Source organism: Streptomyces sp. NPDC029138, from assembly GCF_055564375.1.
On the sequence record NZ_JBVHWM010000005.1, the window covers coordinates 105,418 to 131,718 of the forward strand.

The 26,301-nt window shown below is 72.6% G+C and carries 18 protein-coding genes, 1 tRNA gene and 1 pseudogene; 9 read left to right on the top strand and 11 right to left on the bottom strand.

Features of this window, described 5'->3' with window-relative positions:
* Positions 1-114: 114 nt before the first annotated feature.
* Complete coding sequence (locus ACZ4WH_RS07495) at positions 115-816, top strand: hypothetical protein (RefSeq protein ID WP_468177591.1); 702 nt, start codon at positions 115-117, stop codon at positions 814-816.
* 117 nt (positions 817-933) lie between these two features.
* Positions 934-1,686: a hypothetical protein gene (locus tag ACZ4WH_RS07500; RefSeq protein WP_468177593.1), complete on the top strand. Its 753-nt coding sequence runs from the start codon at positions 934-936 to the stop codon at positions 1,684-1,686.
* An 82-nt stretch (positions 1,687-1,768) separates the two neighbouring features.
* Here ACZ4WH_RS07500 and ACZ4WH_RS07505 read toward each other — a convergent pair whose 3' ends face one another.
* The 6 genes and pseudogenes from ACZ4WH_RS07505 to ACZ4WH_RS07530 form a co-directional block, all read right to left on the bottom strand.
* The gene (locus tag ACZ4WH_RS07505; protein ID WP_468177595.1) at positions 1,769-2,512 is read right to left on the bottom strand and encodes a GNAT family N-acetyltransferase; all 744 of its coding nucleotides are present in this window, start codon (positions 2,510-2,512) and stop codon (positions 1,769-1,771) included.
* Between the two features lie 62 nt (positions 2,513-2,574).
* The gene (locus ACZ4WH_RS07510; protein ID WP_468177597.1) at positions 2,575-3,297 is read right to left on the bottom strand and encodes an HNH endonuclease family protein; all 723 of its coding nucleotides are present in this window, start codon (positions 3,295-3,297) and stop codon (positions 2,575-2,577) included.
* Positions 3,298-3,712: 415 nt separating this feature from the next.
* A pseudogene (locus tag ACZ4WH_RS07515) lies at positions 3,713-3,907 on the bottom strand (MerR family transcriptional regulator); the annotation flags it as partial.
* A gap of 98 nt (positions 3,908-4,005) precedes the next feature.
* Positions 4,006-7,536 (bottom strand): transcription-repair coupling factor, encoded by a 3,531-nt coding sequence (gene mfd, locus ACZ4WH_RS07520; RefSeq protein WP_468177599.1) that lies wholly within the window; start codon positions 7,534-7,536, stop codon positions 4,006-4,008.
* A 240-nt stretch (positions 7,537-7,776) separates the two neighbouring features.
* Positions 7,777-10,356 carry an ABC transporter permease gene (locus ACZ4WH_RS07525; protein ID WP_468177601.1) on the bottom strand — a complete coding sequence of 860 codons (2,580 nt, stop codon included), beginning with the start codon at positions 10,354-10,356 and terminating at the stop codon, positions 7,777-7,779.
* A complete protein-coding gene (locus ACZ4WH_RS07530) occupies positions 10,353-11,141 on the bottom strand; it encodes an ABC transporter ATP-binding protein (protein WP_468177603.1) in 789 nt (262 codons plus the stop codon). The genes ACZ4WH_RS07525 and ACZ4WH_RS07530 overlap by 4 nt, the downstream gene beginning before the upstream one ends.
* Positions 11,142-11,587: 446 nt before the next feature.
* Here ACZ4WH_RS07530 and ACZ4WH_RS07535 point away from each other — a divergent pair, with 446 nt between their 5' ends.
* The 3 genes from ACZ4WH_RS07535 (at position 11,588) to ACZ4WH_RS07545 (ending at position 15,461) form a co-directional block, all read left to right on the top strand.
* Positions 11,588-13,084: an MFS transporter gene (locus ACZ4WH_RS07535; RefSeq protein ID WP_468177605.1), complete on the top strand. Its 1,497-nt coding sequence runs from the start codon at positions 11,588-11,590 to the stop codon at positions 13,082-13,084.
* Positions 13,085-13,269: 185 nt separating this feature from the next.
* The gene (locus ACZ4WH_RS07540; RefSeq protein ID WP_468177607.1) at positions 13,270-13,830 is read left to right on the top strand and encodes a DUF485 domain-containing protein; all 561 of its coding nucleotides are present in this window, start codon (positions 13,270-13,272) and stop codon (positions 13,828-13,830) included.
* Entirely contained in the window at positions 13,827-15,461 is a 1,635-nt protein-coding gene (locus tag ACZ4WH_RS07545; RefSeq protein ID WP_468177609.1) for a sodium/solute symporter, read from the top strand. Before ACZ4WH_RS07540 ends, ACZ4WH_RS07545 begins: the two co-directional genes overlap by 4 nt.
* Positions 15,462-15,497: 36 nt before the next feature.
* On the opposite strand, the gene ACZ4WH_RS07550 is transcribed toward ACZ4WH_RS07545, so the two are convergent.
* The 3 genes from ACZ4WH_RS07550 to ACZ4WH_RS07560 all read right to left on the bottom strand — a co-directional run bounded on the left by ACZ4WH_RS07550 (position 15,498) and on the right by ACZ4WH_RS07560 (position 21,107).
* Positions 15,498-16,370, bottom strand: coding sequence for a cellulose-binding protein (locus ACZ4WH_RS07550; protein WP_468177868.1), 873 nt, complete (start codon positions 16,368-16,370; stop codon positions 15,498-15,500).
* A 221-nt stretch (positions 16,371-16,591) separates the two neighbouring features.
* Positions 16,592-20,059, bottom strand: coding sequence for an SUKH-4 family immunity protein (locus ACZ4WH_RS07555; protein WP_468177611.1), 3,468 nt, complete (start codon positions 20,057-20,059; stop codon positions 16,592-16,594).
* 7 nt (positions 20,060-20,066) lie between these two features.
* Positions 20,067-21,107: an SMI1/KNR4 family protein gene (locus ACZ4WH_RS07560; RefSeq protein ID WP_468177613.1), complete on the bottom strand. Its 1,041-nt coding sequence runs from the start codon at positions 21,105-21,107 to the stop codon at positions 20,067-20,069.
* 285 nt (positions 21,108-21,392) lie between these two features.
* Here ACZ4WH_RS07560 and ACZ4WH_RS07565 point away from each other — a divergent pair, with 285 nt between their 5' ends.
* Both ACZ4WH_RS07565 and ACZ4WH_RS07570 read left to right on the top strand, forming a co-directional pair.
* Positions 21,393-21,908 carry a YwqJ-related putative deaminase gene (locus tag ACZ4WH_RS07565; protein WP_468177615.1) on the top strand — a complete coding sequence of 172 codons (516 nt, stop codon included), beginning with the start codon at positions 21,393-21,395 and terminating at the stop codon, positions 21,906-21,908.
* Between the two features lie 58 nt (positions 21,909-21,966).
* Positions 21,967-22,461 (top strand): SUKH-3 domain-containing protein, encoded by a 495-nt coding sequence (locus ACZ4WH_RS07570; protein ID WP_468177617.1) that lies wholly within the window; start codon positions 21,967-21,969, stop codon positions 22,459-22,461.
* Positions 22,462-22,855: 394 nt separating this feature from the next.
* On the opposite strand, the gene ACZ4WH_RS07575 is transcribed toward ACZ4WH_RS07570, so the two are convergent.
* Both ACZ4WH_RS07575 and ACZ4WH_RS07580 read right to left on the bottom strand, forming a co-directional pair.
* The gene (locus tag ACZ4WH_RS07575) at positions 22,856-23,689 is read right to left on the bottom strand and encodes a TIGR04222 domain-containing membrane protein (protein ID WP_468177619.1); all 834 of its coding nucleotides are present in this window, start codon (positions 23,687-23,689) and stop codon (positions 22,856-22,858) included.
* Between the two features lie 79 nt (positions 23,690-23,768).
* Positions 23,769-25,082, bottom strand: a complete 1,314-nt coding sequence (locus ACZ4WH_RS07580; protein WP_468177620.1) for a sensor histidine kinase — start codon at positions 25,080-25,082, stop codon at positions 23,769-23,771.
* A 167-nt stretch (positions 25,083-25,249) separates the two neighbouring features.
* Here ACZ4WH_RS07580 and ACZ4WH_RS07585 point away from each other — a divergent pair, with 167 nt between their 5' ends.
* Together ACZ4WH_RS07585 and ACZ4WH_RS07590 are read left to right on the top strand one after the other, a co-directional pair.
* Positions 25,250-26,107 carry a terminase gpP N-terminus-related DNA-binding protein gene (locus ACZ4WH_RS07585; RefSeq protein WP_468177622.1) on the top strand — a complete coding sequence of 286 codons (858 nt, stop codon included), beginning with the start codon at positions 25,250-25,252 and terminating at the stop codon, positions 26,105-26,107.
* Between the two features lie 29 nt (positions 26,108-26,136).
* Positions 26,137-26,208, top strand: a tRNA-Gln gene (locus ACZ4WH_RS07590).
* The last annotated feature ends 93 nt before the right edge of the window (positions 26,209-26,301 follow it).

Sequence of the window (26,301 nt, forward strand, 5' to 3'; positions counted from 1 at the left end):
GTACCCCCGTCGACCTGTGAACCGTGTTGACTCGGTTCACAAGCTCTGATCTTATTGACCCAGCGAACAGCGGCCACCGAGGGGGAGGCCGCAGCATTTGGGGAGGGGTTCGCCATGGGCATGAAGGCCAAGGTCGCACTCGGTGCCGTCGTCGGGATCGTCGTCATCGGTGCCGTGTCCGCCAACGCCGGCAACGACGGCAAGGACGGCGGTTCCGGCGGCGGTGACAAGGGGTCCTCCGCGTCGGCCGAGCACAAGTCCGGCGGCAACGAGGACTCGGGGGGCACCAAGAAGGCCGAGGCGAAGTCCGAGGAGAAGAAGGCCGCCTTCGGGGGCGACGGCGAGTACCAGATCGGCACCGACGTGAAGCCGGGGACGTACCGCACGACCGGCAACGACGACGACATGTGCTACTGGGAGCGCGCCAAGGACGCCTCGGGCGAGCTGGACTCCATGCTCGCCAACGACAATGTCAGCGGCACGAGTTACGTGACCATCAAGCCCACCGACAAGCTGTTCAAGTCCGCCGGCTGTGAGGACTGGGAGGCGGTGGGCCCGAAGACGAAGGGCACGCCCGCCTCCTCGATGGACGGCGACGGGGGCATGTTCAAGGTCGGTACGGACATCGCGCCGGGCACTTACAGGTCGACCGGCAACGCGGACGACTCCTGCTACTGGGAGCGTACGAAGGACGCCGACCACGGGCTGGACTCGATCATCGCCAACAACAACGTCACCGGCACGGCCGTCGTCACCATCAGCGCGTCGGACGCCTACTTCAAGACGAACGACTGCGGCACCTGGAAGAAGGCCTGACCCCTCCGCTCATCCCGGCGCGGGGTACGACACCCCGCGCCGGTCCCGCACCACCACCCCCCACGGAGCCGTACGGCTCCCCGCTCACCCACCCACTTCTCTCAGCAAGGAACTGCCATGCGTCGTACCGTCCTCGCCGCCCTCTGTCTCGCCGCCGCGGCCACAGCGGGGCTCACCACCGGCTGCCTGCCGGGGCAGGACTCGGCGGACAGCAAGCCGAAGGGCCCGTTCGCCGGGATGAGCGGCGGCGAGATCGCCGACCGCGCGCTGAAGGCCACCACGGGCGCCTCGTCCGTGCGGCTGAAGGGCCGGGTCACCGACGACGAGAGCAAGGGCGTCATCGACATCGACATGGCGGTCAACCACAAGGGCGAGTGCGCCGGCACGATGAACATGGACGGCCAGGGCAAGGCTCAGCTGATCAAAACGGGCAGCACCGTCTACATGAAGTACGACGCGGCGTTCCTGCGCGCCCAGAGCGAGGGCGAGTCCAAGGAGGACACGGAGGCGGCCGTGGACATGCTGGCCGGTAAGTGGACCAAGATGGCCGTGAAGGGCCAGGACGCCAAGGACATCGCGAGCTTCTGCGACCTGGACTCGGTCCTCGGTGACATGAGCGACGGCGGCACGGCGGGCACCACCCGTGGGAAGACCACGCGGATCGACGGCACGCCCGCGATCGCCCTGGCCGAGAAGGACGGCAAGGAGCGCTACACGGCGTATGTGGCGACCGAGGGCAAGCCGTACCTGCTCCGCGTCGACAGCGCGTCCGGCGGGAAGGAGCCGGAGCACCTGTCGTTCGTCGACTACGGCAAGCCAGTGCCCGCGCAGAAGCCCACGGGCGAGATCATCGACCTGGACGCGCTGTAACGGCCGATAGGCCGTAACGGCTGATGCGCTGTAACGGCGGATGCGCCGTAACGGCCGATGCCGGGCGGGGCCCGGCGCGGGGTCACAGCGGGTGCCGCATCCAGACGTTGGGTTCGACGTAGACGGCGTACCCGTGCTCCGGTTCGCAGCGGACCGGGACCAGCGCGCCGGGCACCTCGACGTCGCCCGCCGTGTCGAAGGGCAGCCCGGTCCAGCGGCGCCACTCCTCCAGCGAGCCGGTCACCGTCATGGAGGCCGGCGCGATGGAGTCGACGGTGGCGCCGGCCCGGGCGTGCACGCGCAGCCACGGGTCCTCGGGCAGCCCGTCGGGGCGGACCCGGTGGGCGTACTCGGCGATCGGGGTGTGCGGCTCGCGGTGCTTGGCGTTCGGGCGGACGGGGGCGACGACCTCGCGGAAGCCGCGGGCACGGGCGTTGTCGCGCATCGCCGAGAGCATGACGGACGACAGGCCGTGGCCCTGGGCGTGCGGGGCGATGGTGACCGCGATGGCGCTGACGGTGTCCGGGCGGGTGCCGCGGCGCAGGTCGGCGAAGGCCCACGCCAGGACCTGGTCCCAGCCCCGGGCCGGCAGGGCGCGCCGGCCGTCCAGGTCGAGGGCGAACGGCACGCTGTAGGCGTGGGCGACGACCTGGCCGTCCTCGTCCTCGGCGAACAGCGCGTACTCCGGCAGTTCGGTGGGGATGCGGCCGTAGTGGGCGTTGCCCACGAGGTCGTGGGTGACGAACTCGGGCCAGGTGTCGGTCATGCCGAGCACCGCCGGGAGCCGGTCGGGCCGCTCGGCGAGGCTGCTCACCTTGAAGTCCATGACGGTCACGGTAGGCGGTACGCCCCCGGGCGGGACAGCGATTTGGCCGGCGGCCGGGCGGATCACCGGGCCCGGAAACGCTCGGGTGCTTTGGTCGGGTTGCCGCCGGTGGGGAGTTTCTGGTCCGGGCAGCCGGAGAGGACCTTCTTCATGGCGGTCCGCTCGGCGGCGGTGACCCACAGGCCGTACTTCTTCTTGACCGCGACCTGGGCGGCGACATAGGCGCACCGGTAGCCCTTGTCGGGCGGCAGCCAGGTGGCCGCGTCGCCGTCGCCCTTGCCACGGTTGGTGCTCGCGTCGACCGCGAGGAGGTTCAGGGGGTCGTTGGCCAGCGCTATGCGCTTGCTGGGGTCCCAGTACTTGGCGCCCTTCTGCCAGGCGTCGGAGAGGGCGACGACGTGGTCGATGTCGACCTGGCTGCGGCCGCGCCGGTAGGTGATGTCCTTGCCGGAGTACGGGTCGGGGTCCAGCAGACCGTAGGAGACCTTGCAGCCGCCGCCGGTGAACCGCACCTTCTTCAGGTCGCGTTTGAGGATGTCGTCGCGGGTGTCGCAGGAGTTGGAGTCGGTGTCCGCCCAGGCGGTGCCGAACCTTTCCCGGGAGTAACCGGTCTTCGGCGCGCGCCCCTTGACGGTCAGTGAGTCGGCGGCGGCCAGGGCCGCGCCGCCGCCCCCGCCTCCGTTTTTCGGGGGTCCGGAGGCCCCCTCGGTCTGCTCGGCCGTGCAGCCGGTCACGGCGACCAGCACGGCCACGGCGATGGCCGCTCCGCCCCTCGGACGCGTCACAGTGCGTCTCCCTCGCTCACCCTGGCCCGCCCCGCAGGCGCGGGCGGATCGTTCCGCTCACCACCGTAACTTCCCGCTGTCGCCCATCAGATGCGAGCGCAAAGGGGTGATCGGGAAGCAAATCGGGCGCCGGTCGAGGAATGTGACGGGCTGTTGCCGTCCGCGCGCCCCCGGCCGGAGTTGACGTTGTCACTGGCGTCAGGGTCCGACGATCCCGCATGAGCGAGATGAGCGAGAACAGCCACTTCCAGGGACCCCGTACCGTTCTCGTGACCGGCGCCGGCACCGGCACCGGCCGCGCCACCGCGCGCGTTCGCCGCCGAGGGCGCCCGGGTCGTGGCCGTCGGCCGCCGCGCCGCGCCCCTGGCCGAGACCGCCGGGGGTCGCCCCGGGCTCAAGCCCCTTCAGGGGTCCGGAACGCCCGTACGCCGTCCAGGGTGAGGCCCTCCTCCAGCAGCCGGCGGATGTCGCGGACCCGGACGGCCGTACCGGTGTCGTACGCGCGGTAGCCGTTGGCCGCGCGCACGGACGTGATCAGGCCCTGCCGCTCGTAGTGGCGCAGGGCGCGCGGTGTCGCCCCGGTCCCCTCGGCCAGCTCACCGATCCGCACGCGGGTGCCGACCCCGCCAGCTCACCGATCCGCACGCGCGCCCCGACCCCGTCGCCACACCCGCGCCCGCCCCCGTCGCCGCTCCCGTGCATCGCCCGCTAGCCCAGGATCGAGGTGAGGAACTCGCCGACCCAGGCCAGCAGTTCGCGGCCGACCAGCGGCTTGCCGCCGACCTTGGCGGTCTTCGGGCGCGGGACCAGCACCTGGTGCGCGGCGGGCTTGATGACCGTGCCCGGGTAGAGCCGCTTGAGCCGCAGCTCCTGCGACTCGCGCAGTTCCACCGGCGCGAAGCGGATGTTGGTGCCTTGCAGGACGATCTCGCCGACCCCGCAGGCGCGCGCGAGCATCCGCAGCCCGGCCACCAGCAGCAGGTTCTCCACCGGCTCGGGCAGCTTGCCGTAGCGGTCGGTGAGTTCCTCGCGGACGGCCTTGATGTCCTCCTCCGAGTTGGCGGAGGCGATGGCCCGGTACGCCTGGAGGCGCAGGCGCTCGCCGGGCGCGTAGTCGTGCGGGACGTGCGCGTCGACCGGCAGCTCGATCTTGACTTCCAGCGGCAGCTCCTCCTCGATCCCGCCGGTCTCCAGCTGGCGCCGGTAGTCCGCGACGGCCTCGCCGACCATGCGGACGTACAGGTCGAAGCCGACGCCCGCGATGTGCCCGGACTGCTCGCCGCCGAGCAGGTTGCCGGCGCCGCGGATCTCCAGGTCCTTCATCGCCACGTACATGCCGGCGCCCATCTCGGTGTGCTGGGCGATCGTCGCGAGGCGCTCGTGCGCGGTCTCCGTCAGCGGCTTCTCCGGCGGGTACAGGAAGTACGCGTAACCGCGCTCCCGGCCACGGCCGACCCGGCCGCGCAACTGGTGCAGCTGGGACAGGCCGAAGGTGTCGCCGCGCTCCACGATCAGCGTGTTGGCGTTGGAGATGTCGATGCCGGACTCCACGATCGTGGTCGACACCAGCACGTCGAACTTCTTCTCCCAGAAGTCGACCACGACCTGCTCCAGCGCGGACTCCGACATCTGGCCGTGGGCCGTAGCGATGCGCGCCTCGGGGACGATCTCGCGGAGCCTGGCCGCCGCGCGGTCGATGGACTCGACGCGGTTGTGGATGTAGAAGACCTGGCCCTCGCGGAGCAGTTCGCGGCGGATGGCCGCGCCGATCTGCCTCTCCTCGTACGGCCCGACGAAGGTGAGCACCGGGTGCCGCTCCTCCGGGGGCGTGGTGATCGTGGACATCTCGCGGATGCCGGTGACCGCCATCTCCAGGGTGCGCGGGATCGGGGTCGCGGACATCGTCAGCACGTCGACGTTGGCGCGGAGCTTCTTCAGCTGCTCCTTGTGCTCGACGCCGAAGCGCTGCTCCTCGTCCACGATGACCAGGCCCAGGTCCTTGAATCTGGTCTCCGAGGAGAACAGGCGGTGGGTGCCGATGACGACGTCCACCGAGCCCTCCTTCAGCCCCTCCAGGACGGCCTTGGCCTCGGTGTCGGTCTGGAAGCGGGAGAGCGCCCGCACGTTCACCGGGAACTGTCCGTACCGCTCGGAGAACGTGCCGAAGTGCTGCTGCACCAGCAGGGTCGTGGGGACGAGTACGGCGACCTGCTTGCCGTCCTGTACGGCCTTGAAGGCGGCCCGTACGGCGATCTCGGTCTTGCCGTAGCCGACGTCGCCGCACACCAGGCGGTCCATGGGGACCGACTTCTCCATGTCCTCCTTGACCTCGGCGATGGTGGTGAGCTGGTCCGGGGTCTCCGCGTACGGGAAGGCGTCCTCCAGCTCGCGCTGCCAGGGGGTGTCGGCGCCGAAGGCGTGGCCGGGGGCGGCCATGCGCGCGCTGTAGAGCTTGATCAGGTCGGCGGCGATCTCCTTGACGGCCTTCTTCGCGCGGGCCTTGGTCTTCGTCCAGTCGGCGCCGCCGAGGCGGTGCAGGGTGGGTGCCTCGCCGCCGACGTACTTGGTGATCTGCTCCAGCTGGTCGGTCGGGATGTAGAGCCGGTCGCCGGGCTGGCCGCGCTTGGCGGGCGCGTACTCCACGACCAGGTACTCGCGGGTGGCGCCCTGGACGGTGCGCTGCACCATCTCGATGTAGCGGCCGACGCCGTGCTGTTCGTGGACGATGTAGTCGCCCGGCTCCAGGGTGAGCGGGTCGATGGTCTTGCGGCGGCGGGCCGGCATCCGGGCGCCGTCGCGCGTGGCGGTGCGCTGCCCGGACAGGTCGGTCTCGGTGAGCACGGCGAGTCTGAGCGCCGGGTCCACGAAGCCGTACTCGATCGAGCCGCAGGAGACGTGCACCACCGACGGGCTCAGCTCGCCGAGGTCGGCGTCGAGGCGGGCGGCGATGCCCTCGCCGCCGAGGACCTCCACCGTGCGCGCGGCCGGGCCGTGGCCCTCGGTGACGAAGACGGCGCGCCAGCCGTCGGCGAGCCAGCCCTTGGTGTCGGCGAGGGCCCGCGCGGTGTCGCCGCGGTAGGTCTCGGGGGCGTGCATGCCGAGCTTGAGGGTGTCCGCCTCCAGTTCGAGGTCGGCCGCGAACGGGGACACGGACCACCACATCATGCCCAGCTCGCGCGCGCGGTCGCGGACGTCGGCGATGGACCACAGGGAGGCCGCGCCGACGTCGATCGGCGCCTCGCCGCCGCCGGCGGTGGCCGCCCAGGAGGCCTGGAGGAACTCCTGCGAGGTGGCGACGAGGTCGGCGGCGCGGGTGCGGACCCGCTCCGGGTCGCAGACGACGGCCATCGCGCCCTGGGGCAGCACGTCGAGCAGCAGCTCCATGTCGTCGACGAGGACGGGGGCCAGGGACTCCATGCCCTCGACCGCGATGCCCTCGGCGATCTTGTTCAGGAGTTCGCCCAGCTCCGGGTGCTCCTCGGCGAGGGCACGCGCGCGTGCGCGGACGTCGTCGGTGAGCAGCAGCTCGCGGCACGGGGGCGCCCACAGACCGTGCTCGGCGACTTCGAGGGAGCGCTGGTCGGCGACCTTGAAGTAGCGGATCTCCTCGACGTCGTCGCCCCAGAACTCGATGCGCAGGGGGTGTTCCTCGGTGGGCGGGAAGACGTCCAGGATGCCGCCGCGTACGGCGAACTCGCCGCGCTTCTCGACCAGCTCCACGCGCGCGTAGGCGGCGGCTGCGAGGGCTTCGACGACGTCGTCGAGGTCGGCGGTCCGGCCGGTCCTCAGGGCCACCGGTTCCAGGTCGCCGAGGCCCTTGACCTGCGGCTGGAGCACGGAGCGCACGGGGGCCACGACGACGGAGACCGGGCCGGTCTCGGGGTCGTCGGGGCTGGGGTGGGCGAGGCGGCGCAGGACGGCGAGGCGGCGGCCGACGGTGTCGCTGCGCGGGCTGAGCCGCTCGTGCGGGAGGGTCTCCCAGGAGGGGTACTCCACGACGCCCTCTTCGGGCAGCAGGGAGCGCAGGGCGGCGGCCAGGTCCTCGGCCTCGCGGCCGGTCGCGGTGACCGCCAGCACCGGGCGGCCGGCCTCGCGGGCCAGGGCGGCGATCGCGAAGGGGCGGGCGGCAGGGGGGCCGACGAGGTCGACGTGCGGGCGGTTGCCGTCCGCCGCCGCCGCGATCGCTTCCGCGAGGGCGGGGTCCTTGACTACGGCGTCGAGCAGACCGTGCAGGCTCATGGGGGGCTTTTTCCGTCCATGGGTGGGCAACGCAAGTGCCCGGCGCGTGTGGCGACCGGGGCTGTCCAGCCTACGACGCTGTCGACGTTGCCGTTGGGCCTGTGGACAACCAAGTGGCTCCGCCCCCTGGACCCCCCGTTTCCCAGAAGAACCCGGTGCCGGGAAGTCCCCCAGGACTTCCCGGCACCGGTCCTCCTCCGCAACCCCCGTATGCGGTGGCCGTCGGCCCGGCCTGCGCGGCTACTCCGTCGCGATGGCGTTCAGGACGTTCATGCGGCCCGCGCGGAACGCCGGGATCAGCGCGGCGAACAGGCCCACGAAGGCCGAGCCGATGAAGACACCGGTGATCGTCGGCCAGGGGATCTCCAGGACGTTCAGGCCCTCCAGGGCGAGGAGCTTCTGGGCGGTAGCGCCCCAGCCCATGCCGAGCCCCAGGCCGAGCAGTGCACCGAAGACGGCGATCACCACGGACTCCAGGCGGATCATGCGGCGCAGCTGGCGGCGGGAGAGGCCGATGGCCCGCATGAGGCCGATCTCCCGGGTCCGCTCGACCACCGACAGGGCCAGGGTGTTCACCACGCCCAGGACCGCGACGATGATCGCGAGCGCCAGCAGGCCGTAGATCATGTTCAGGAGCTGGCCGATCTGGTCCTTCAGTGCCTGCTTGTAGTCGGTCTGGTCGCGCACGGTGTACTGCGGGAACTCGTGCAGGGCCGACTTCAGCGCCGCGTAGGCGGTCTTCTCCTGGCCGTCCTTCGCCGTGGCGAAGAGCAGATCGTCCAGCGGCATGTCGGCGGCGGGGATGTACTTCGCGGCCGTGGCGATGGAGGCGTACATCGCGCCCTTGTCGATGACGGCCTCGTCGCTGGTGATCGCGCGGACGGTCAGCTTCGCCGTGCGGCCGTCCTTGAAGTGGACGGCGACCGTGGAGCCGAGCTTGATGCCGTGGTCCTCGGCGAAGCCCTCGAAGACGGACATCGAGTCGGGCTTGTAGGCGTCGGCGAGGGTGCCGGCCACGGTCTCGGTGCGCACGTCCCGCGCGTACGTCGGGTCGGCCGCGTTGATTGTCTCGTTCTTGGTGGTGCGGCCGTCCGGCGTGGTCAGGGAGGCGTCCAGGACCTTGTACTCGGTGACCCGCGCGAGGCCCGGCGTGTCCTTGACGGCCTTGACCGCCTGCGGGGTGATGACCTGGCCGTTGTCCTCCTGGATGATGAAGTCCGTGCCCACGGTCTTGTCCAGTTGGTCGGTGGCGGAGGCCACCATGGAGGAGCCGACCACCGACAGGCAGGCCACCAGGGCGAGGCCGATCATCAGGGCGGCGCCGGTGGCGCCGGTGCGGCGCGGGTTGCGCAGCGCGTTGCGCTCGGCCATCCGGCCCACGGGCCCGAAGATCCGCAGGATGACCGCGCCGAGGACGCGGACCAGTCCGGCGGCGAGCAGCGGGCCGATGACGACGAAGCCGATGAGCGTGGCCACCACGCCCAGGCCCAGCCAGCCCGAGCCGGTCTTGGCCTGGTCGGCGGTGGCGGCGACGTACAGGCACCAGCCGCCGGCGGCGGTCAGCAGCAGGCCGATCACGGCCCGGACGGCGCCGGCCTTGGCGTCGGCCGGGGCGCCCGCGTCGCGCAGGGCGGCCATCGGGGAGACCTTGCCGGCGCGCCGGGCGGGCAGGTAGGCGGCGAGGACGGTGACGACCACGCCGAGGAGCAGGCCGATCGCGGGGGTGGTCCAGGCGACGGTGAGGTCATCGGTGGACAGGTTCATGCCCATCCGGCCCATGAGCTTCATCAGCCCGATCGCGATGCCGACGCCCGCGCCGACGCCGAGCACCGAGCCGAGCACGCCGAGCAGCAGCGCCTCGACCAGCACGGACCGGTTGACCTGCTTGCGGGAGGAGCCGATGGCGCGCAGCAGGCCGATCTCCCGGGTGCGCTGGGCGACCAGCATGGAGAAGGTGTTGATGATCAGGAAGATGCCGACGAGGAAGGCGATCCCGGCGAAGCCGAGCATCGCGTACTTCATGACGTTCAGGAAGCTCTGGACGTCCTTCTGGTTGGCGTCGGCGACCTCCTTGGCGGTCTGCACCTTGTAGTCGTGCCCGAGGACGGCGGTGACGTTCTTCTTCAGCTGCGCGTCGGTCACGCCCTTGGCGGCCATGACGTTGACGTTGGTGTAGACGCCGGTCCGGCCGACGAGGGTCCGCTGGGCGGTCTTCGTGTCCAGGTAGAAGATCGCCGCGCCCGGGTTGGTGACCTTGAAGGCGGCGATGCCGGACACGCGCGCGTGGTGCGTGCCGACGGCCGTGATCACGCCGATCTCGTCGCCGAGCTTGAGGTGGTGCTTGTCGGCGGTGTCGGCGTCGATCATCACCTGGTCCGGGCCCTTGGGGGCCGTACCGGAGGTGATCTCCATGGTGCGGGCGTCGTTGCCGTTCCAGCTGCCGACGATGGTGGGAGCGCCGCTGCTGGGCGACAGCTTGTCCTTGTCGGCGTCGATGACGGTCACCGAGGTGGAGAACACGGTGCCCTCGGCCGACCGCACGCCCTGGGCCTTGCGGATCTCACCGACCACGGAGGCGGGCAGCACCGGCGGCCGGCCGGTGCGGGAGGTGGTCTCCCCGGTGTCGGAGGAGCCCTTGGCGCTGACCTGGACGTCCGACGACGTGGCCTGGAACAGCTTGTCGAAGGTGGTGTTCATCGTGTCGGTGAACACGAGCGTGCCGCACACGAACGCCACCGACAGCAGGACCGCGATCGCCGACAGCGCCATGCGGCCCTTGTGCGCGAAGAAGTTGCGCATCGAGGTCTTCAGGACGGTCATGACGTGCGCCCCCGGGCGTCGAAGTCCTTCATGCGGTCCAGGACCTGATCGGCCGTCGGCTGGTACATCTCGTCGACGATCCGGCCGTCGGCGAGGTAGAGCACGCGGTCGGCGTAGGAGGCGGCCACCGGATCGTGGGTGACCATGACGATGGTCTGGCCGAGTTCGTCCACCGAGCGGCGCAGGAAGCCCAGCACCTCCGCTCCCGCCCGCGAGTCGAGGTTTCCGGTCGGCTCGTCCCCGAAGATGATCTCCGGGCGGGCGGCGAGCGCGCGGGCCACGGCGACGCGCTGCTGCTGGCCGCCGGAGAGCTGGGTGGGGCGGTGCTTGAGGCGCCCGGCGAGCCCGACGGTCTCCACCACGCGGTCCAGCCAGGCCCGGTCGGGTTTGCGGCCGGCGATGTCCATGGGCAGCGTGATGTTCTCGATCGCGTTCAGCGTCGGCAGCAGGTTGAACGCCTGGAAGATGAAGCCGATCCGGTCCCGGCGCAGCTGGGTGAGCTTCTTGTCCTTCAGGCCGGTGATCTCGGTCTCGTCCAGGTGGATCTGACCGCTCGTCACCGTGTCGAGGCCGGCGAGGCAGTGCATCAGGGTGGACTTGCCGGACCCGGAGGGGCCCATGATCGCGGTGAACTGGCCACGGGCGATGTCCACGTCGACGTGGTCGAGGGCGACGACACGGGTCTCGCCGGACCCGTACGCCTTCACGACCTGCCGCGCCCGCGCGGCAACGGCCGTACGCCCTCCAGTGCCCCCATGCCTGGGAATGCTTACAGCCGATGTCACGGTATGTCTCCTATGTCGGTTTGCATGTCGGTGCGGAGCGCCCGGTCTCCCGGGACGTCGTCTTGGGTACGTCGATGAGTCTCGCGGTCGGCGGGGGCGTCACGCGCTGGTGCGAAGCCCCGTCTTTCCCGGGGGAAATCCCCACCCCCGCCGGTGCGGTCCGCCGCCCCCCAGTGGCGTAAAGCCAGGTTAAGGAACGCCCCCGGCCGGTCTCGTCCTCCGCCGGGACGAACCCTCCCCGAGCCGTAGTACGGAGGAACCCCTAGGGGTGCTCCACCGCCGGGTGGAGCCGTTCTCGGGGTCGCCTCCACCCTTCGGTGCGGAAAGCCTCCACCCTTCCGCCGCGTCAGGATCAAGCCCCGCCGGGCGTGGGAAGCTGTCGTCCCGGACATGGATGCAGGGGGCATCGAAGCGGCTTCCGGAGGGAAGCACGGGAGGGGTGTGCGGTGGGGAGTACGACACCGGCGATACGCGGCGGAGCCGGCCGGCGGCAGGACACCCGGCGGCGGGGCGCGGTGGTCGCCGCGCTCATGCTGGCCATGGCACTGGCCGCGCTCGACTCCACCGTCGTCTCCACCGCCGTACCGCAGATCGTCGGCGACCTCGGCGGGTTCTCCGTCTTCTCCTGGCTGTTCTCCGGCTATCTGCTCGCCGTCACCGTCACGCTCCCCGTGTACGGCAAGCTGTCCGACACCTTCGGCCGCAAGCCGGTGCTGGTGGTGGGCGCCGCCGTGTTCCTGCTGGGGTCCCTGCTGTGCGCGGTGGCCTGGAACATGGGGGCGCTGATCGCGTTCCGGATCGTGCAGGGCCTGGGCGGCGGGGCGTTGCAGGGCACGGTGCAGACGCTGGCCGCCGATCTGTACCCGCTGGCGGAGCGCCCGAAGATCCAGTCCAAGCTGTCCACGGTGTGGGCGGTCTCCGCGGTGGCCGGTCCCGGGCTCGGCGGAGTGCTCGCCGCCTACGCCGACTGGCGCTGGATCTTCCTGGTCAACCTGCCGATAGGCGCCGCCGCCCTGTGGCTGATCGTCCGTCATCTGCACGAGCCCGGGCGGGAGAAAGCCCGCCACGCGCGCGTGGACTGGGGCGGCGCGCTCGCGGTGTTCGCGTGCGGCGGGGTGCTGCTGACCGCTCTGGTGCAGGGCGGGGTGGCGTGGCCGTGGCTGTCGGCGCCGTCGCTGGCCCTGTTCGGCACGGGCCTGGCGCTGGCCGCCGTGGTGGTGTGGGTGGAGCGGCGGGCCGCGGAGCCGATCATCCCGGGCTGGGTGTGGCGGCGCCGGACGATCGCGGCCGTCAATCTGGCGCTGGGCGCGCTGGGGCTGCTGATGGTGGCGCCGAGCGTGTTCCTGCCGACGTACGCGCAGTCGGTGCTCGGACTCGCCCCGGTGGCCGCCGGGTTCGTGCTGTCGGTGTGGACGCTGAGCTGGCCGGTGTCCGCCGCGCTCAGCCAGCACGTCTACCGGCGGATCGGCTTCCGGGACACCGCGCTGCTCGGCATCGGCCTGGGTGCGCTGATCCTGTGCGCGTTCCCGTTCCTGCCGTATCCCGGGTCGTGGTGGCAGCCGACGCTGCTGATGCTGCTGCTGGGCGGGGCGCTGGGGCTGTTCCAGCTGCCGCTGATCGTCGGGGTGCAGTCGACCGTGGGCTGGTCGGAGCGGGGCACCACGACCGCGTCGGTCCTGTTCTGCCGGCAGACCGGCCAGACCCTCGGCGCGTCCCTGTTCGGCGCCGTCGCCAACGGGGTGCTGGCCGCGCGGCTGGGCGGGGCGGGCGACCTGGACTCCGTCACGCGCGCGCTGGACGCCGGTACGGCCCCGGAGGCGACCCGGCGGGCCATCGCCGGCGCGGTCCACGCGGTCTACCTCGGCGCGGCGGGCGCGGCGGCCCTGGCCTTCGTGGTGCTGCTGCTGGTGGCGCCCCGGCGGTTCCCGGTGCTCCCGGAGTGAACCCGGCGGGTTAACGCGGGTAACACCCCAGGTGGGACCCGTTTCCCCGGGGAAAGCGCATACCGACCGGCCAGTTCGGTGAAAACGTCGCGCGTCCCGCGACGCGCGAGTAGCGTGCGTGGCTCAGCTCCCCCACCTCCCTGCGGTCCGCCGCCACGGACCCGAGCCACGCAAGGAGCCCCGGGATGTCCTACGACCCGCCGCACCCGTCGTACTCCCCGCATCCGTCGTACTCCCCGAACCCGTCGTACCCCCCGCACTCACCGCACCCGTCGAACTCACCGCAACCGCCGGACTCACCGCAGCCGTCCGCCTCACCGCACCGCTCGTCCTCCCCGCAGTCGCCGTACCCCTCCTCCCCGGCGCAGCCGACCTACCCCTGGCAGCCGCCCGCGCCGCCCGAACCGGTGCCCCCGGTGCGCCGGGCGCCGCGCGAACCCCTCGGCCAGCACAGCGATCTGCGCGTACTGCGCAGCGCCTACCGCTGGCAGCGGCGCACCGCCACGCTCACCGCGCTGGGCTACTTCACGCTGTTCCTCGCCCTGTCCGCGTACGCGCCCGGCGTCATGACGCGCACGGTCGCCGACGGCATCCCCGCCGGGCTGCTGCTCGCCCTCGTCCAACTGCCCGTCACCTGGCTGGCGATCGCCCTGTACGAGCACACCGCGCGCCGGCACGTCGATCCGCTCGCCGACCGCATCCGCAGGCACGCCGAGCTGGACGCGCGGCGCGGAGCGACCCGATGACCGGCGCCGCCGGTGCGGCATCCACCGGCTTCAGCGACTCCGCGCAGACCATGTCCCTGGTCGCCTTCTCCACCGCCGCCACCGTGACGCTGCTGCTGTGCGTGATGACCGGCCCCGACCGGGACGACCTGGACGAGTTCTACACCGGCTACGGCTCCCTGTCCCCGCTGCGCAACGGCCTCGCCATCGCCGGCGACTACATCTCCGCCGCCACCGTCCTCGGCACCGGCGGAGTGATCGCCCTGTGCGGCTACGACGGTGTCGTCCTCGCCCTCAGCACGGCCCTGTCGCTGATGCTGCTGATGTTCCTGCTGGCCGAACCGCTGCGCAACGCGGGCCGGTTCACCATGGGCGACGCCCTCGCCCGCCGGCTGCCGGGCCGCTGCGTACGCATCACCGCCTGCGCGGTCACCATCGCCGCGCTGCTGCCGCTGATGCTCGTCCAACTGGCCGGAACCGGGCAGCTGATGGCCTTCATCCTCGGCTTCACCAACGAGTCCCTGAAGACCGGATGCGTCGTGGGACTCGGCCTTCTCATGATCGCCTACGCAGCGATCGGCGGCATGAAGGGCACCGCGCTCATCCAGATCCTGAAGATCGTGCTGCTGGTCGGCTCGGGCGCCGCGGTCGCCCTCCTGGTCCTGCGCCGCTTCGACTGGGACCCGGGCGCCCTGTTCACCGCCGCCGCGCGGCAGAGCGGCGCCGGGACGGCCTTCCTGCGCTCCGGGCTGGAGTTCGGCACCACGCCCAAGGGCCGAGTCGACATGATCGCCTCACAGCTGACCGTCGTCCTCGGCGGCGCCTGCCTGCCGCACATCACCATGCGCATGTACACCGCCTCCAGCGCCCGCCAGGTGCGCCGCTCGATGTCCTGGGCGGTGTCGCTGGTCGCCCTGTTCGTCCTCGTCATCACCGTGGTGGGGTTCGGCGCCACCGCCCTGCTCGGGCGTACGGCGATCTCCACGGCCGACCCGCAGGGCAACACGGCCTATCTGCTGGGCTCACGCGCGGTGTTCGGCACCGACGTGTCGACGGCGGAGACCTTCCTGTTCACCCTGGTCACCACCGCGCTCTTCCTGACCCTGCTCGCCTCGGTGGCCGGGATGATCCTCGCGTGCGCCAACTCCCTCGCGCACGACGTGTTCGCCGCCCGGGTACAGGAGATGCCGGCCCGCCGCGAGATGACCCTCGCCCGCGTCTCGGCACTCGCCATAGGCGTGCCGACGATCCTGCTGGCCACCCTGGTGCAGCACCACAGCCTGCAACCCCTGGTCACGCTCTCCTTCTGCCTGGGCGCCTCCGCCCTCGCCCCCGCCCTGGTCTACGGCCTCTTCTGGCGCCGCTACACCCGCAGCGGGCTGATGGGCACGCTGATCGGGGGCTCGCTGACCGTGCTGCTGCTCATGCCGGGCACCAACCTCGTCTCCGGGTCGCCCGTGTCCGCGTTCCCGGGCGCCGACCTCAACTGGTTCCCGTTCACCACCACCGGCATCGTCTCCATCCCGGCCGGCTTCTTCTTCGGCTGGCTCGGCACGGTGCTGTCGGGCCGCGCGAAGGCGGAGCGGCAGCGGCGCCAGTACGAGGCGGTGGAGGGGTGGATCCTGGCGGGGGCGGTGCGGAAGGGGAGTTGACGGGAGGACCGGGCACACCTTCGCCGGGCCGTACGGCTACTCCAGGACCACCCTGCCGGTCAGCGAGATGAGGGTGTCGCGCACGGAGTCCATGTGCGCCTGCATGTCGTCCCACAGCTCGCCGTGCTCACGCAGCACCTGTTCCGTCTCCTGGGCGATGCGCTCCTCCTCCGCGCGCGCCTCGGCGATGATCTCGGCGGCACGCGCGCGTGCCTCCTCCGGGGAGCGGCGCTCGTACTCCTCCGCCTCCGCGAGGGCCCGCTCGGCGTCCGCCAGCGCGGCCTCGGCCCGGCTCGCCCGTTCGGCGTGCCCGGCGTCCAGCTCCGCCATCCGCTCGGCCTCCTCCCGCTCGGCCCGGGCCCAGCGCGCGGCGTGCTCCCGGGACCGCTCGGCGAGCATGCCGTCGGTGCGCCGGCGGGCCTCGCGCAACTCCGCGAGCGCCTCCATCCGCTCGGACTTCACCGCGCGCCGGGCGCCCACGCGGATGCCCTCGGCCTCGGCCTGCACGCCGAGGAGCCACTGACGGGCGCGTTCATCGGCCTCCGTGCGGACCGCGTCCGCCGCCTCCTGCGCCTCCTGGAGCACGCGCGCGGCGTCCGCCTCGGCCCGCGCGACCTCCTCCTCGGCCTCGCGCCGAGTACGTTCCAGCAGGTCCGCCGCCTCGTCGAGCACGGCCTGGTACAGCTGCCGGGCGCCTTCCCCGAGCGTCTCGTACGTCTGCGGCGGGAGCTCGGCGACGATCTCGCGCAACAGCGCGGCCTCCGCCCCCATGTCCTTGGCGAGCACGGTCAGCCGGGCGGCGCGCTCCCAGGCGGCGTCCCGGTCCTCGGACAGCGCCTCCAGGTACGCCTCGACCTGGTCGGGGCGGTAGCCACGCCCCCGGACGGTCACGAAGCCGTGCGGGGGCATCGATGCGCTGCTCACCCTGGGGACCCCTCTCCACCGGACCTGCACGACAGGATGATTTCGCGCATATCTTGATGGATCGGAAGTAAGGGTTCATAACGCGACACTCCGCAGACACGTCACGGCGCTGCTCCGAACGGCCCCCTCCCGGACAACGCGTCGGGCCCCGCACGCGCGCGTGCGGGGCCCGAATGCTCACACCCGGCGGCCGGGCGGCGACTGCGCTACAACAGCCCGTCCCACATCTGCTCCAGCAGCACCGACCACCAGCTCTCCGGCGAACCGAGCGCCGCCGGGTCCAGGGCGGCCAGCTGCGCCTGGAAGTCGACGGTCCAGCGGCCCGCCTGCTCCTGGTTCAGCCCGTACCGCAGCCGCCACATCCGGCCCAGCAGCGCCAGGCACCGGGTGAACTCCGGCAGCCCGGTGTTCACGAACTGCGGCGGCACCGGCGCACCGCCCGGGCCCGCCTCCACCGGCACGGCCACGATGTTCGCCGTCCCGTACTGCACACAGATCGCCTTGCCGAAGTCGGTGCCCATGACGAGGTACGACCCCGCGTCCGCCGCCGGCTGCACCCCGCGCTCCGCCGCCAGCTCCGCCAGCGTCGGCACCGGGCGGCCCGGCTGCGCCTGCGCCCAGAAGAACGGGCCCATGTCCAGCGGCAGCCCCGCCACGACCAGGGTGTGCGCCACGATCGGCGGCACGCCCTGCCGGGACACCGCCTGCTGCTCGAACCGGAAGATCCCCGGCCCGAACGCCCCGGCCAGCTCCTGCGCGATCCCCTCCGGGGGCACCGGCGGCGCGGCCTGCACCGGCGGCAGCGGCGCCCGCACCGGCGCGGGCCGTGCGGGACCGTCCGCCACCTGGTGCAACTCGCCCTGGTGCGCCAGCAACTGCCGCATGCCCTGCTGCCGGCTCGCGTGGTCCGTGCCGTACGGGGCGATGCTCGCGATCCGCGCCTGCGGCCACTGCTCCCGGATCATCCGCGCGCAGTACGCCCCCGGCAGCTCGCACGACTCCAACTCGGTGTGCAGCTCCAGCACCTGGTCCGGCGGCACGTTCATGGCCCGCAGCTCGTGGAAGATCTGCCACTCCGGGTGCGGCGTCCCCGGCGCGGAACGCCGGATCAACTGCTGCTCGGACCCGTCCTGCGCGCGATACCGCAGAACGGCCTGATAACCGGGACCGACGGTCGGCTGCCCCTGCTGCGGATACCCGTACGCCGAGCCCTGTCCCGGCATGGGCGCACCTGGCGGCACGGACGGCTGACCGCTTGGAGCACTGGGGGGCATGGGAACGCCGGAGGTGCCGGGGGGCGGGAGCGGCTGGGCGCCGGGAACGCCGGGAGGCATGCCGGGGCCCGACGGCATGGGCGGCTGACCGCCCGGAGCGCCGGGGGGCATGCCGGAGGCACCGGGCGCCATCGAGGGCTGACCGCCCGGAGCGCCGGGGGCACCGGAGGGCGTGGGCGACTGACCGCCGGGAACGCCTGGGGGCATGCCGGCCATGCCGGGAGGTGTGGGCGGCTGGGTGCTCGGAGCGCCGGGAGGCATGCCGGGGGCACCGGGTGACATCGGGGGCTGACCGCCCGGAGCGCCGTGAGCGCCGGGAGGCATGGCGGAGGCGCCCGGCGCGGGGGGCATACCTGGGGCGCCTGGAGCCGAAGGGGCGCCGGGCTGGTTCGGCATGCCCGGGGCGCCCGGCGCGGGAGGCATGCCTGCGCCGGACATGCCGGGGGCGGGCGGCGGGGGCGCGCCCGGCCCGGCCACCGGCGGAGCGGACAGCACGGTCTCGGCGTGATGCATGGCACCGCGTGCAGAGGGGGTGCCGGGGGCGGGCGCGCCGGGGGTTCCCGGAGCGCTCGGAGGTTGCGGGGCGTTGGGGGCGCCAGGGCCACCGGGGGCGGCCGGCGGCTGGGGCGCGCCGGGCCGACCCGGGGTCCCAGAGGCGCCGGATGCTCCCGGCACGTTCGGTGCGCCGGGGCTGCTGGGCATGCCGGGGGCGCCCGGAGGCTGCGGTGCCCCCGGCACCGGAGGCATACCCGAAGCGCCCTGACCGCCCTGCGCACCCGGAGCAGCGGCGGCGCCGGGTCGATTCGGGGCGCCCGCGGCGCCCTGCCCACCCGGAACACCCGGAGCCCCCGGCGCCGGAGGCATGCCCGGGGCGCCCGGAGCCGCAGAGGTGCCGGGCGGGGTCGGCATGCCCGGGGCGCTCGGAGGCTGGGGGGCACTCCCGCCCAGTTGGCTCGGGTCGGCCAGGAGCGTGGCCGCGTGGTGTACGCCGCCCGGGGGTGTACCGCCCGGAGCTGCCCCAGGCGTGCCCGGCGGCTGCGTTCCGTCCGCGTTCCCCGGGCCGGTCTGTCCCTCAGGGCCCTCCGGCCCGAGCGACGACACGAGCTGCGTCGGCACATACCCGCCCGCCGGCGCGGGCGGCGTCGCCGCGCTCCCCGGGCGCGCGCCCGGCGTGCCCGGGGCGCCCGGCGGCGGAGGCGGCGCACCCACGCCACCGCGCCCCCTCTTCGGCGGCGCCGCCTTGCTCGTCGCGGCGTCCGCGATGTCCCCGGCGTTCGGCGCGAGCCGCCGCGCGGGCGCGCCCCGGCCCGCCGGAGGCTGCGGCGCCTGCGGGTAGCCGTACCCCGGAGCACCGGGACCCTGCGGGTAGCCGTACCCCGGGGCGCCCGGCGCACCGGCGGGCGCGGGGGGCGGGGGCGGAGTGCCCTGCGCCGGCGGGTAAGGCGGTACGCCCGCCGGCGGCGTGCCCGGGGTCGGCGGAACGTGCGGATGGCCGTACGCCGGCGTGCCCGGCGGCGGTGGGGGCGTGCCGCCCTGGCCGACGCCCGGCGCGCCCGGAGGAACAGGCGCCCCCGGCGCACCACTCTGCGCGCCCGGCAGATCGAGCGCCGGCGCGACCGCCGTCGGCGGCAGCTGGCTACCGCCCGACATCAGCGCCGTCGGCGCGTCCGGCGCGACCGCCGGCGGACGCGGCGCCTGGTCCGCGTCGCTCAACGGCGGCGCGAACACCGTCGCGGGCAGCGGCACGGAACGGTCGTCCTCACCGGACCCGGCGTTCGTGTCGGTACCGGCCCACGGCGTCGCCCCCACAGGCACATCCGCCCCCGCAGGCACCCCGGCCTGCGTCTCGGCCGGCCCGCTCCCGCCGGAGGACGCCACACCATGGGAGGACGCCGCACCCGACGCCGTTCCACCGGCCGAACCCCCGTCAGAGACCGAGCCGGCGGAAGAAACCGAACTTCGGTCAGCAGCCGAACCCGCACCCGAAGCCGGCGAACCCGCACCCTCTGTTCGCCGCTCCCCCAGCCCCAGCTTGTCCGCCGCCTCCTGCAACCACTCCGGAGGAGTCAGCAGGAACGACGTCTGGTTCAGGTCCAACCGCGCGGCGGCAGGCGCCGGCACCGCGTCCCGGGGCTCGTCCGCGCGGCCGTACTCCTCCTCGTACCGGCGGATCACCTCACCCACCGGCAGCGCGGGCCACAGCGTCGCCTCCCCGCTGTCCCGGGCGATGACCAGCCGCTGGCCGCCCGCGTCCGAACGCGGCCCCTCCGCCCGGTCCTCGCCCCACACGACGAACCCCAGCTCGAACTCCCGCACCCGCACCTCACGGTGCTGGTACGCGGGCACGTCGCCGTTGATCCACTCCTCGGCGCGCTCCTGCGCCTGCGCGTACGTCACCATCGCCAGCTCACTCCCCCACCGGGCCGGAAGACACCGAGCCGGAAGACACCGGGACGACACGGGCGAAACCGCCGTCCACCATCAGATGGGCCACCGTCTCCAACTCCGGCGGGCTACCGGCCAGCCGGGACAGAAACGCGTCGAAATCGTCGCCGCACGGCAGCAGCAGACGCTCCACCCGCTCCGCCGGCGACCACGACGGATCGACGTCCCGCACATCGTCGTACGCGCAGAACCACACCGAACCGACCCGCTCGCCCTTCACCTTCACCGCGAGCAGCCCGCCCTGCACGAAGGTCACACCGAGGTAGTCCTTCGTCAGATGGTCACGCAGGCACTTGTTCACATACACCAGGTCATTGACCGCGGCCTCGTCCCGCACCGTGAAGAACGGCTGGTCCAGCAGCAGCCCCAACTCGGCGTCCAGCGCCGTACCGACCGGCGCGCAGCCACCCGCCGCCTTCAGGAACGAGCGATAGGCGCCCGGCAGCCGGTAGCCGAGATCCTCCTCGACCCCCTGCACCTGCGCCTCCGTCACCGCCACACCCGACTTCGGCAGCCCGAAATGCGCCGGCCGCGACTCCTGCAACGGCCGCGTACCGCGCTTGCCGTGGTCCACCGGCGCCGTCGCCACCCCGCCGTGATGCCGCAGCAGCGCCTTCACCTCGACCGGCACCAGCTCCAGCCGCCGCGTGCCCGCCACGTGATGCCACGTCCAGCCGTGCGGCGTCGCCACATCCGGCACCGTGTCCCACAACTCGTGCTCCGCCGCCGCCAGCGCCGCGTTCGCCGACACATAGTCCGTCAGCCGCAGTTCGTCGACCCCGAAACCCTCCGGCGGCTCGGCGATCTCCACCGCCACGCGCGCGTACGGCGAGAAATCCGGGTAACCCCGCTCATCGACCCGTACCCCTCTCGGGTGACGTGCCGCCCGGACCGGATCCGGAAAGTGCACGACCTGCCCGGCGTAGGCCGCGTTCGGCGGCGCGGCCTGTCCCCCGGCCTGGCCGCTGGGCGGTGCACCCAGCCCGAGCCGACCTGTCGTCATGGCGGTTGCCCCCTGCGGCGTTCTCTCTGGCCTGAACGGCGGTGTCGATCGCGGACGGCGACAGCCTATGCGGTACGCCAACCCCGGTCACCGGCCCACCGCTCCCCCGCCCCGGCACCCGTCAACCCTGCCGACACCCCCGCCGCCCGCCACCGTGACCAGCCGTCACCCCACCGTCACAGCCCGCCCGGACACGGGCGTGTCGCACCGCCCCAGCTTCCCCACCAGCCACGGCATTTGGCACCCTGTGTCCTTCGGGGGACGCCCGGGGAGGGAAGAACGATCATGAACACGCTGGAGACCGGAGGTACCGACGTGCGGGCCGGCGACCCTCGCATCGGCTGGAGCGGCACCGACACACCCCCCGCCCCCACCCTCCGACACCGCCGCGACGGCATCCTGCCCACCGTCGCCGCCGCCCTGTCCGTCCGCGGCGCCACCCTCACCGGCACCGCCGCCCGCAGCGACCAGCCACCGGCCCTGCACCCCCTCGTCCAGGACTTCCTCGACACCCTCACCAGCGCCCAGCGCGACCGCTTCACCGGCCGCTGCGCCGAGACCATCCTCATCTCCCGGCACATCGCCGCCGCCGACGCCGCCCGCAGCAAACGCGCCGCCCGCAGACCCATGACCAACGGCGAAGCCCGCAAAGCCCTCAAGCACGCCAAACTCACCGCCCGCCGCATACGCGAGGACGGCGACCCCCTCCACGGCAGCTTCGCCGCCCCCTGCCGCGCCTGCACCGCCCTCAGCGCCCACTTCGGCGTCCGCATCGTCGACCCCGCCGCCACCGACGACTGACCCCCGGCGACCGCCGGCACCACCGGAACCACCAGCACGCACGACGATCGAAGGGCAGATGCACCCCGACCGCACCTCCACCACGCGCTTTGCCGTACCCGTCGACGCCGCCCTGCGCGCCGCCGGCTGGCAACCCGGACGCTGGGACATAAAGCAGGCCGAGATCTGGGCCGACACCCTGCGCGAACACGCCTCACCCGCCGGACACCGGCACACCGTGTTCCCCGCCGCCGTCGAGGCCTGGGCCGAATTCGGCGGCCTGCGCATCGCCCCCACCGGCCCCGGCCGCCAGGTCGCCCCCGCCGGCCTCCACCTCGACCCCCTCCACGGCCTCCACCACGCCCGCACCCTCGGCGACCTCGGCCGCGCCCTCGGCACCGAACTCAGCCCCCTCGGCGAGGAGACCGACACCGCCGCCCTCCTCGCCATCGACGCCGAAGGCCGCGTCTACACGATCGACCACACCGGCGACTGGTACCTCGGCCCCGACATCGACCACGCCCTGTCCACCCTCATCACCGGCATCCAACCGGCCCGCCTCACAGCCGGCTGACACCCCGCTACACGCCCCACCACCGACCGACAGCCCCATCCGCCTGACCACCAACTACCCACCCCGGTCCGCGTCCCCGCCGGCCGACCACCCCGGGTACGCGTCCCCGCCGGCCGACCACCCGGTACGCGTCACCACCGGCTGACCACCCCGGTACGCGTCACCACCGGCCGACCACCCCGGTACGCCACACCACCGGCCCGCCCACCCCGGTACGCGTCCCCGCCGACCGACCCCCCGATACGCGTCACCACCGGCCGACCACCCCGGTACGCCACACCACCGGCCGACCACCCCGGTACGCGTCCCCGCCGCCCCCCCCAATACGCGTCACCACCGACCGACCCCCCGATACGCCACACCACCGGCCCGCCACCCCCGCGCACCAGCGCCCCTACAACCCGCCCAGCCCCGGCGGATCGTCGAAGCCCGGATCGGTGGGCCCCGACGGAGGCCACCTCGTCGCGTCCCGCAGGCGCCCCAGTTCGTCGTACATCCAGCCCCGAGCGGCCTTCCCCAGACGTACGGCCGCCTCCCCGCGCAGTCCGTCGTTCCCCTCCGGCGCCCACACCCCACTGGGCAACCGGGCCTCGTGCGCGGCGAGCGCCGCACGCCCCGCCTCCGTGACCCGTCCGCACGACACGCTCTCATGGCGATGAGCGCGCACACCGGCGGCCAGCGCCACCACCACGACCGCCAGCACGACCCACACCGGCCCGCCCTGCGCCCACGCGACAGCGACCGCCGCCACCCCCAGCGCCCCCGACACCCACAGAGCCATCCACCACAGCAGGTCGGCCGCGTCGAACACCCGCCCACGCGACGGACTCCCGTCGATCAGCCCCCGCTCCGCCAGCCCATCCCCGATCGCGTCGATCGCCGGACGCCGCACCAACCGGTCCATCCGCCGCCACACCCGACGCCGGGGCCGCGGACCGAGCACCCCGATCACAGCCCCCTCCACCGCGTCCCGCGGCACCGCATCGGCGATCGTGACCACCTCGTCCCGCACGGACAACCGCCCACCCAGCAGCATCGACGCCATCGCCGTCAAAGCGACGTACTCACCCCCACCGGAGAGAAACGCCACCTCGTACAGACCCAGCGCCGCACCCTCCCCGCACGCACCCACCGGCGCGTCGACACAGCGCCGGTACGCCCAGCGGAAGAACCAGGCGGCGACCCCCGTCACCGCACAGCAGACACCGAGCAGAACCCCCCACGCCACGGCTCCCCCCTCGGCCCCGGCCACGGAAACCCGGCGACCTGACCCGTGCATGCCCCCACCAGAACAAGGTCACCCACCCCTACGCCGCCGGAATCACCGCCGACACCCGGAAGCCCCCCGCATCCGTCGGACCCGACACGAACACCCCGCCCAGCGCCAGGACCCGCTCCCGCATCCCCACCAAGCCGTTCCCGCCCGACGGCAACCCCGCCGCCGACGCCGACGCCGGCTCCGGCGGCGGCTCGTTCTCCACCTGCATCGCGATCTCCGACCCCCGATGCGCCAACCGCACATGCGTCTTCGCACCCGCCGCGTGCTTGTGGACGTTCGTCAACGCCTCCTGCACCACCCGGTACGCCGTCTGCTCGATCTCCGCCGCATACGACCGCACCTCCCCCTCGACCGACAGATCCACCACCATCCCCGCGGCGGCCGACTGCCCGATCAACTCATCCAGCTCCGACAGACACGGCCCCTCCGCCGACCCCTCCGCCTCAGCCACCCGGGAAGCCGCCGCGGCCGCCGCCTCCCCCACCGCCGCCAACGGCGACGGCACCGCACGCCGGCCCGCGCCCTCCCCCGCCCGCAGCACCCCCAGCATCTCCCGCAACTCGGTCAACGCCTGCCGCCCCATGTCCCCCACCAGCACGGCATTCCGCACCGCCTTCTCTGGGTCCTTGCGGGCCACCGCCTGAAGCGCGGCAGCATGCACCACCATCAGACTCACCCGATGCGCGACCACGTCATGCATCTCCCGCGCGATCCGCGTCCGCTCCTCGTTACGCGCCCACTCAGCCCGCTCCTCCGCCCGCTCCGCGAGCAACTGAAGCTCCCGCTCCAGACTGTCCGCCCGCTCCCGCAAGCTCTCCATCAACCGGCGCCGCGCCCCCACGTACAGACCCAGCAACACCGGCGGAGCCGTCAGCCCCAACGCCGTCGTCACCGCCGCGAACGGCACGAACCAGTCACCCAGCGTCAGATCCCCGCGCGACATGTCCTGCCGCACCCGCACGAACGTCACCACCGCAGTGCCCAGCAGCGACATCCCCGCCAACGCGCCGATGATCCGCCGCGGCAGCTCCGCCGCCGCCAGCGTGTACAGACCGACCACGCCCATCAGGAAGCCCATCTGGGCGGGCGTGATCGCGATCGCCACCAGCACCACCGCGATCGGCCACTTCCGGCGCACCAACAGCACCGAACCGGCGATCAGACCGAACACGATCCCCACGGACGCCGGGATGCCCGCGTCCCGCGCGAACGGAATCCCCTCCGCCGCGCACTCCATGGCGGACACCAGCGCGAGACTTCCGTCGAACACCGCACTGCGCCGCCTCACCCACCACCAAGGGCCGGTCAGTGCCCTCTCGTGGTCTTCCCCCGTCGTGGTCATGCCTCCCAGCCTACGGGCGAGGGGTGCGGCATTTCCGGTGACTTTCGCCTACCACCACACGCCACTCTCGGTAACCGAACGACCTCGAAACCACCCGCTATCCCTCGAACTGGTGAACCTCCCCCGTTCAACCCCGGAACCCAACATTCCGTCCGGACGGTATGCGTATGGCACATTCACCGGGCAAGTACGCCGACTTCGAGCGGCTGCGCGACCAGGCTGTGACCCTCCGCCGGTCCGGCCACAGCCTCCGCCAGATCCGCGACGAGCTGAAGATCTACAACAACGACGTCCTCAACCAACTGGTGAAGGGCGAACCGCCACCGGAGTGGACGAGGCGCCCGAGGGCGAAGGACGACCTCCGGGAGAGGGCACGAGAGCTACGACTCCAGGGCTGGACGTACGACCAGATCGAGGCGGAACTGGGGTGCTCGCGCAGTTCGGTGTCGCTGTGGGTACGGGATCTGCCGAGGCCGGAGCGGCGACGAACCCCCGAGGAAGCGGCGGCCATCGCCCGCAAGGGCTGGGAGGAGAAGATGCGCATCCGGGACGAGGAGCGGCGGCGGACGAAGGAAGAGGCCAAGCGGTCGATCGGCGGACTGTCGAGGCGCGAGCTGTTCCTGGTGGGCGTGGGCCTCTACTGGGCCGAGGGCGGCAAGGACAAGCCGTACGACCGCCGGGAGAACGTCGCCTTCGTGAACAGCGACCCTGGAATGATCAGGGTCTTCCTGGCGTGGCTCGACCTCCTTCAAGTGGAGCGGGAGCGCCTGCGGTTCACCGTGATGATCCACGAGAACGCCGACGTGGACGGCGCGGAGCGCTACTGGGCCGACCTGGTCGGCGCCGACGCCTCGATGTTCAACAAGACGACGCTCAAGAAGCACAACCCGAAGACGGTGCGCAAGAACACCGGCGACGACTACCGCGGCTGCCTCGTGATCAAAGTCCTGAAGGGCGCCGACTTGTACCGTCGCATCGAAGGCTGGTGGTGCGGCATAGTAGGTGCCGCGGCCTCAACGGGCTGACCAAATGTCCGTTTAGGACGCTTGTACACTCCCCTGTGGTGTAATTGGCAACACGGGTCACTTTGGATGATTTGTTCCAGGTTCGAGTCCTGGCAGGGGAGCTGCGCACCACCGGGCCCTGACACCACCGTCAGGGCCCGCACTCATACCCCCCACAACCCGCCCCGGTATCCTGCGGCTGTCACCCCCACCCA

What these genes read in the sequence shown, in the direction of transcription:
- ACZ4WH_RS07525 (WP_468177601.1), bottom strand. Translation starts at nt 10,356, where the DNA reads ATGACCGTCCTGAAGACCTCGATGCGCAACTTCTTCGCGCACAAGGGC.
- ACZ4WH_RS07505 (WP_468177595.1), bottom strand. Translation starts at nt 2,512, where the DNA reads ATGGACTTCAAGGTGAGCAGCCTCGCCGAGCGGCCCGACCGGCTCCCG.
- ACZ4WH_RS07555 (WP_468177611.1), bottom strand. Translation starts at nt 20,059, where the DNA reads ATGGTGACGTACGCGCAGGCGCAGGAGCGCGCCGAGGAGTGGATCAAC.
- mfd (WP_468177599.1), bottom strand. Translation starts at nt 7,536, where the DNA reads ATGAGCCTGCACGGTCTGCTCGACGCCGTAGTCAAGGACCCCGCCCTC.
- ACZ4WH_RS07540 (WP_468177607.1), top strand. Translation starts at nt 13,270, where the DNA reads ATGTCCTACGACCCGCCGCACCCGTCGTACTCCCCGCATCCGTCGTAC.
- ACZ4WH_RS07545 (WP_468177609.1), top strand. Translation starts at nt 13,827, where the DNA reads ATGACCGGCGCCGCCGGTGCGGCATCCACCGGCTTCAGCGACTCCGCG.
- ACZ4WH_RS07500 (WP_468177593.1), top strand. Translation starts at nt 934, where the DNA reads ATGCGTCGTACCGTCCTCGCCGCCCTCTGTCTCGCCGCCGCGGCCACA.
- ACZ4WH_RS07585 (WP_468177622.1), top strand. Translation starts at nt 25,250, where the DNA reads ATGGCACATTCACCGGGCAAGTACGCCGACTTCGAGCGGCTGCGCGAC.
- ACZ4WH_RS07570 (WP_468177617.1), top strand. Translation starts at nt 21,967, where the DNA reads ATGCACCCCGACCGCACCTCCACCACGCGCTTTGCCGTACCCGTCGAC.
- ACZ4WH_RS07560 (WP_468177613.1), bottom strand. Translation starts at nt 21,107, where the DNA reads ATGACGACAGGTCGGCTCGGGCTGGGTGCACCGCCCAGCGGCCAGGCC.
- ACZ4WH_RS07565 (WP_468177615.1), top strand. Translation starts at nt 21,393, where the DNA reads ATGAACACGCTGGAGACCGGAGGTACCGACGTGCGGGCCGGCGACCCT.
- ACZ4WH_RS07580 (WP_468177620.1), bottom strand. Translation starts at nt 25,082, where the DNA reads ATGACCACGACGGGGGAAGACCACGAGAGGGCACTGACCGGCCCTTGG.
- ACZ4WH_RS07495 (WP_468177591.1), top strand. Translation starts at nt 115, where the DNA reads ATGGGCATGAAGGCCAAGGTCGCACTCGGTGCCGTCGTCGGGATCGTC.
- ACZ4WH_RS07550 (WP_468177868.1), bottom strand. Translation starts at nt 16,370, where the DNA reads ATGCCCCCGCACGGCTTCGTGACCGTCCGGGGGCGTGGCTACCGCCCC.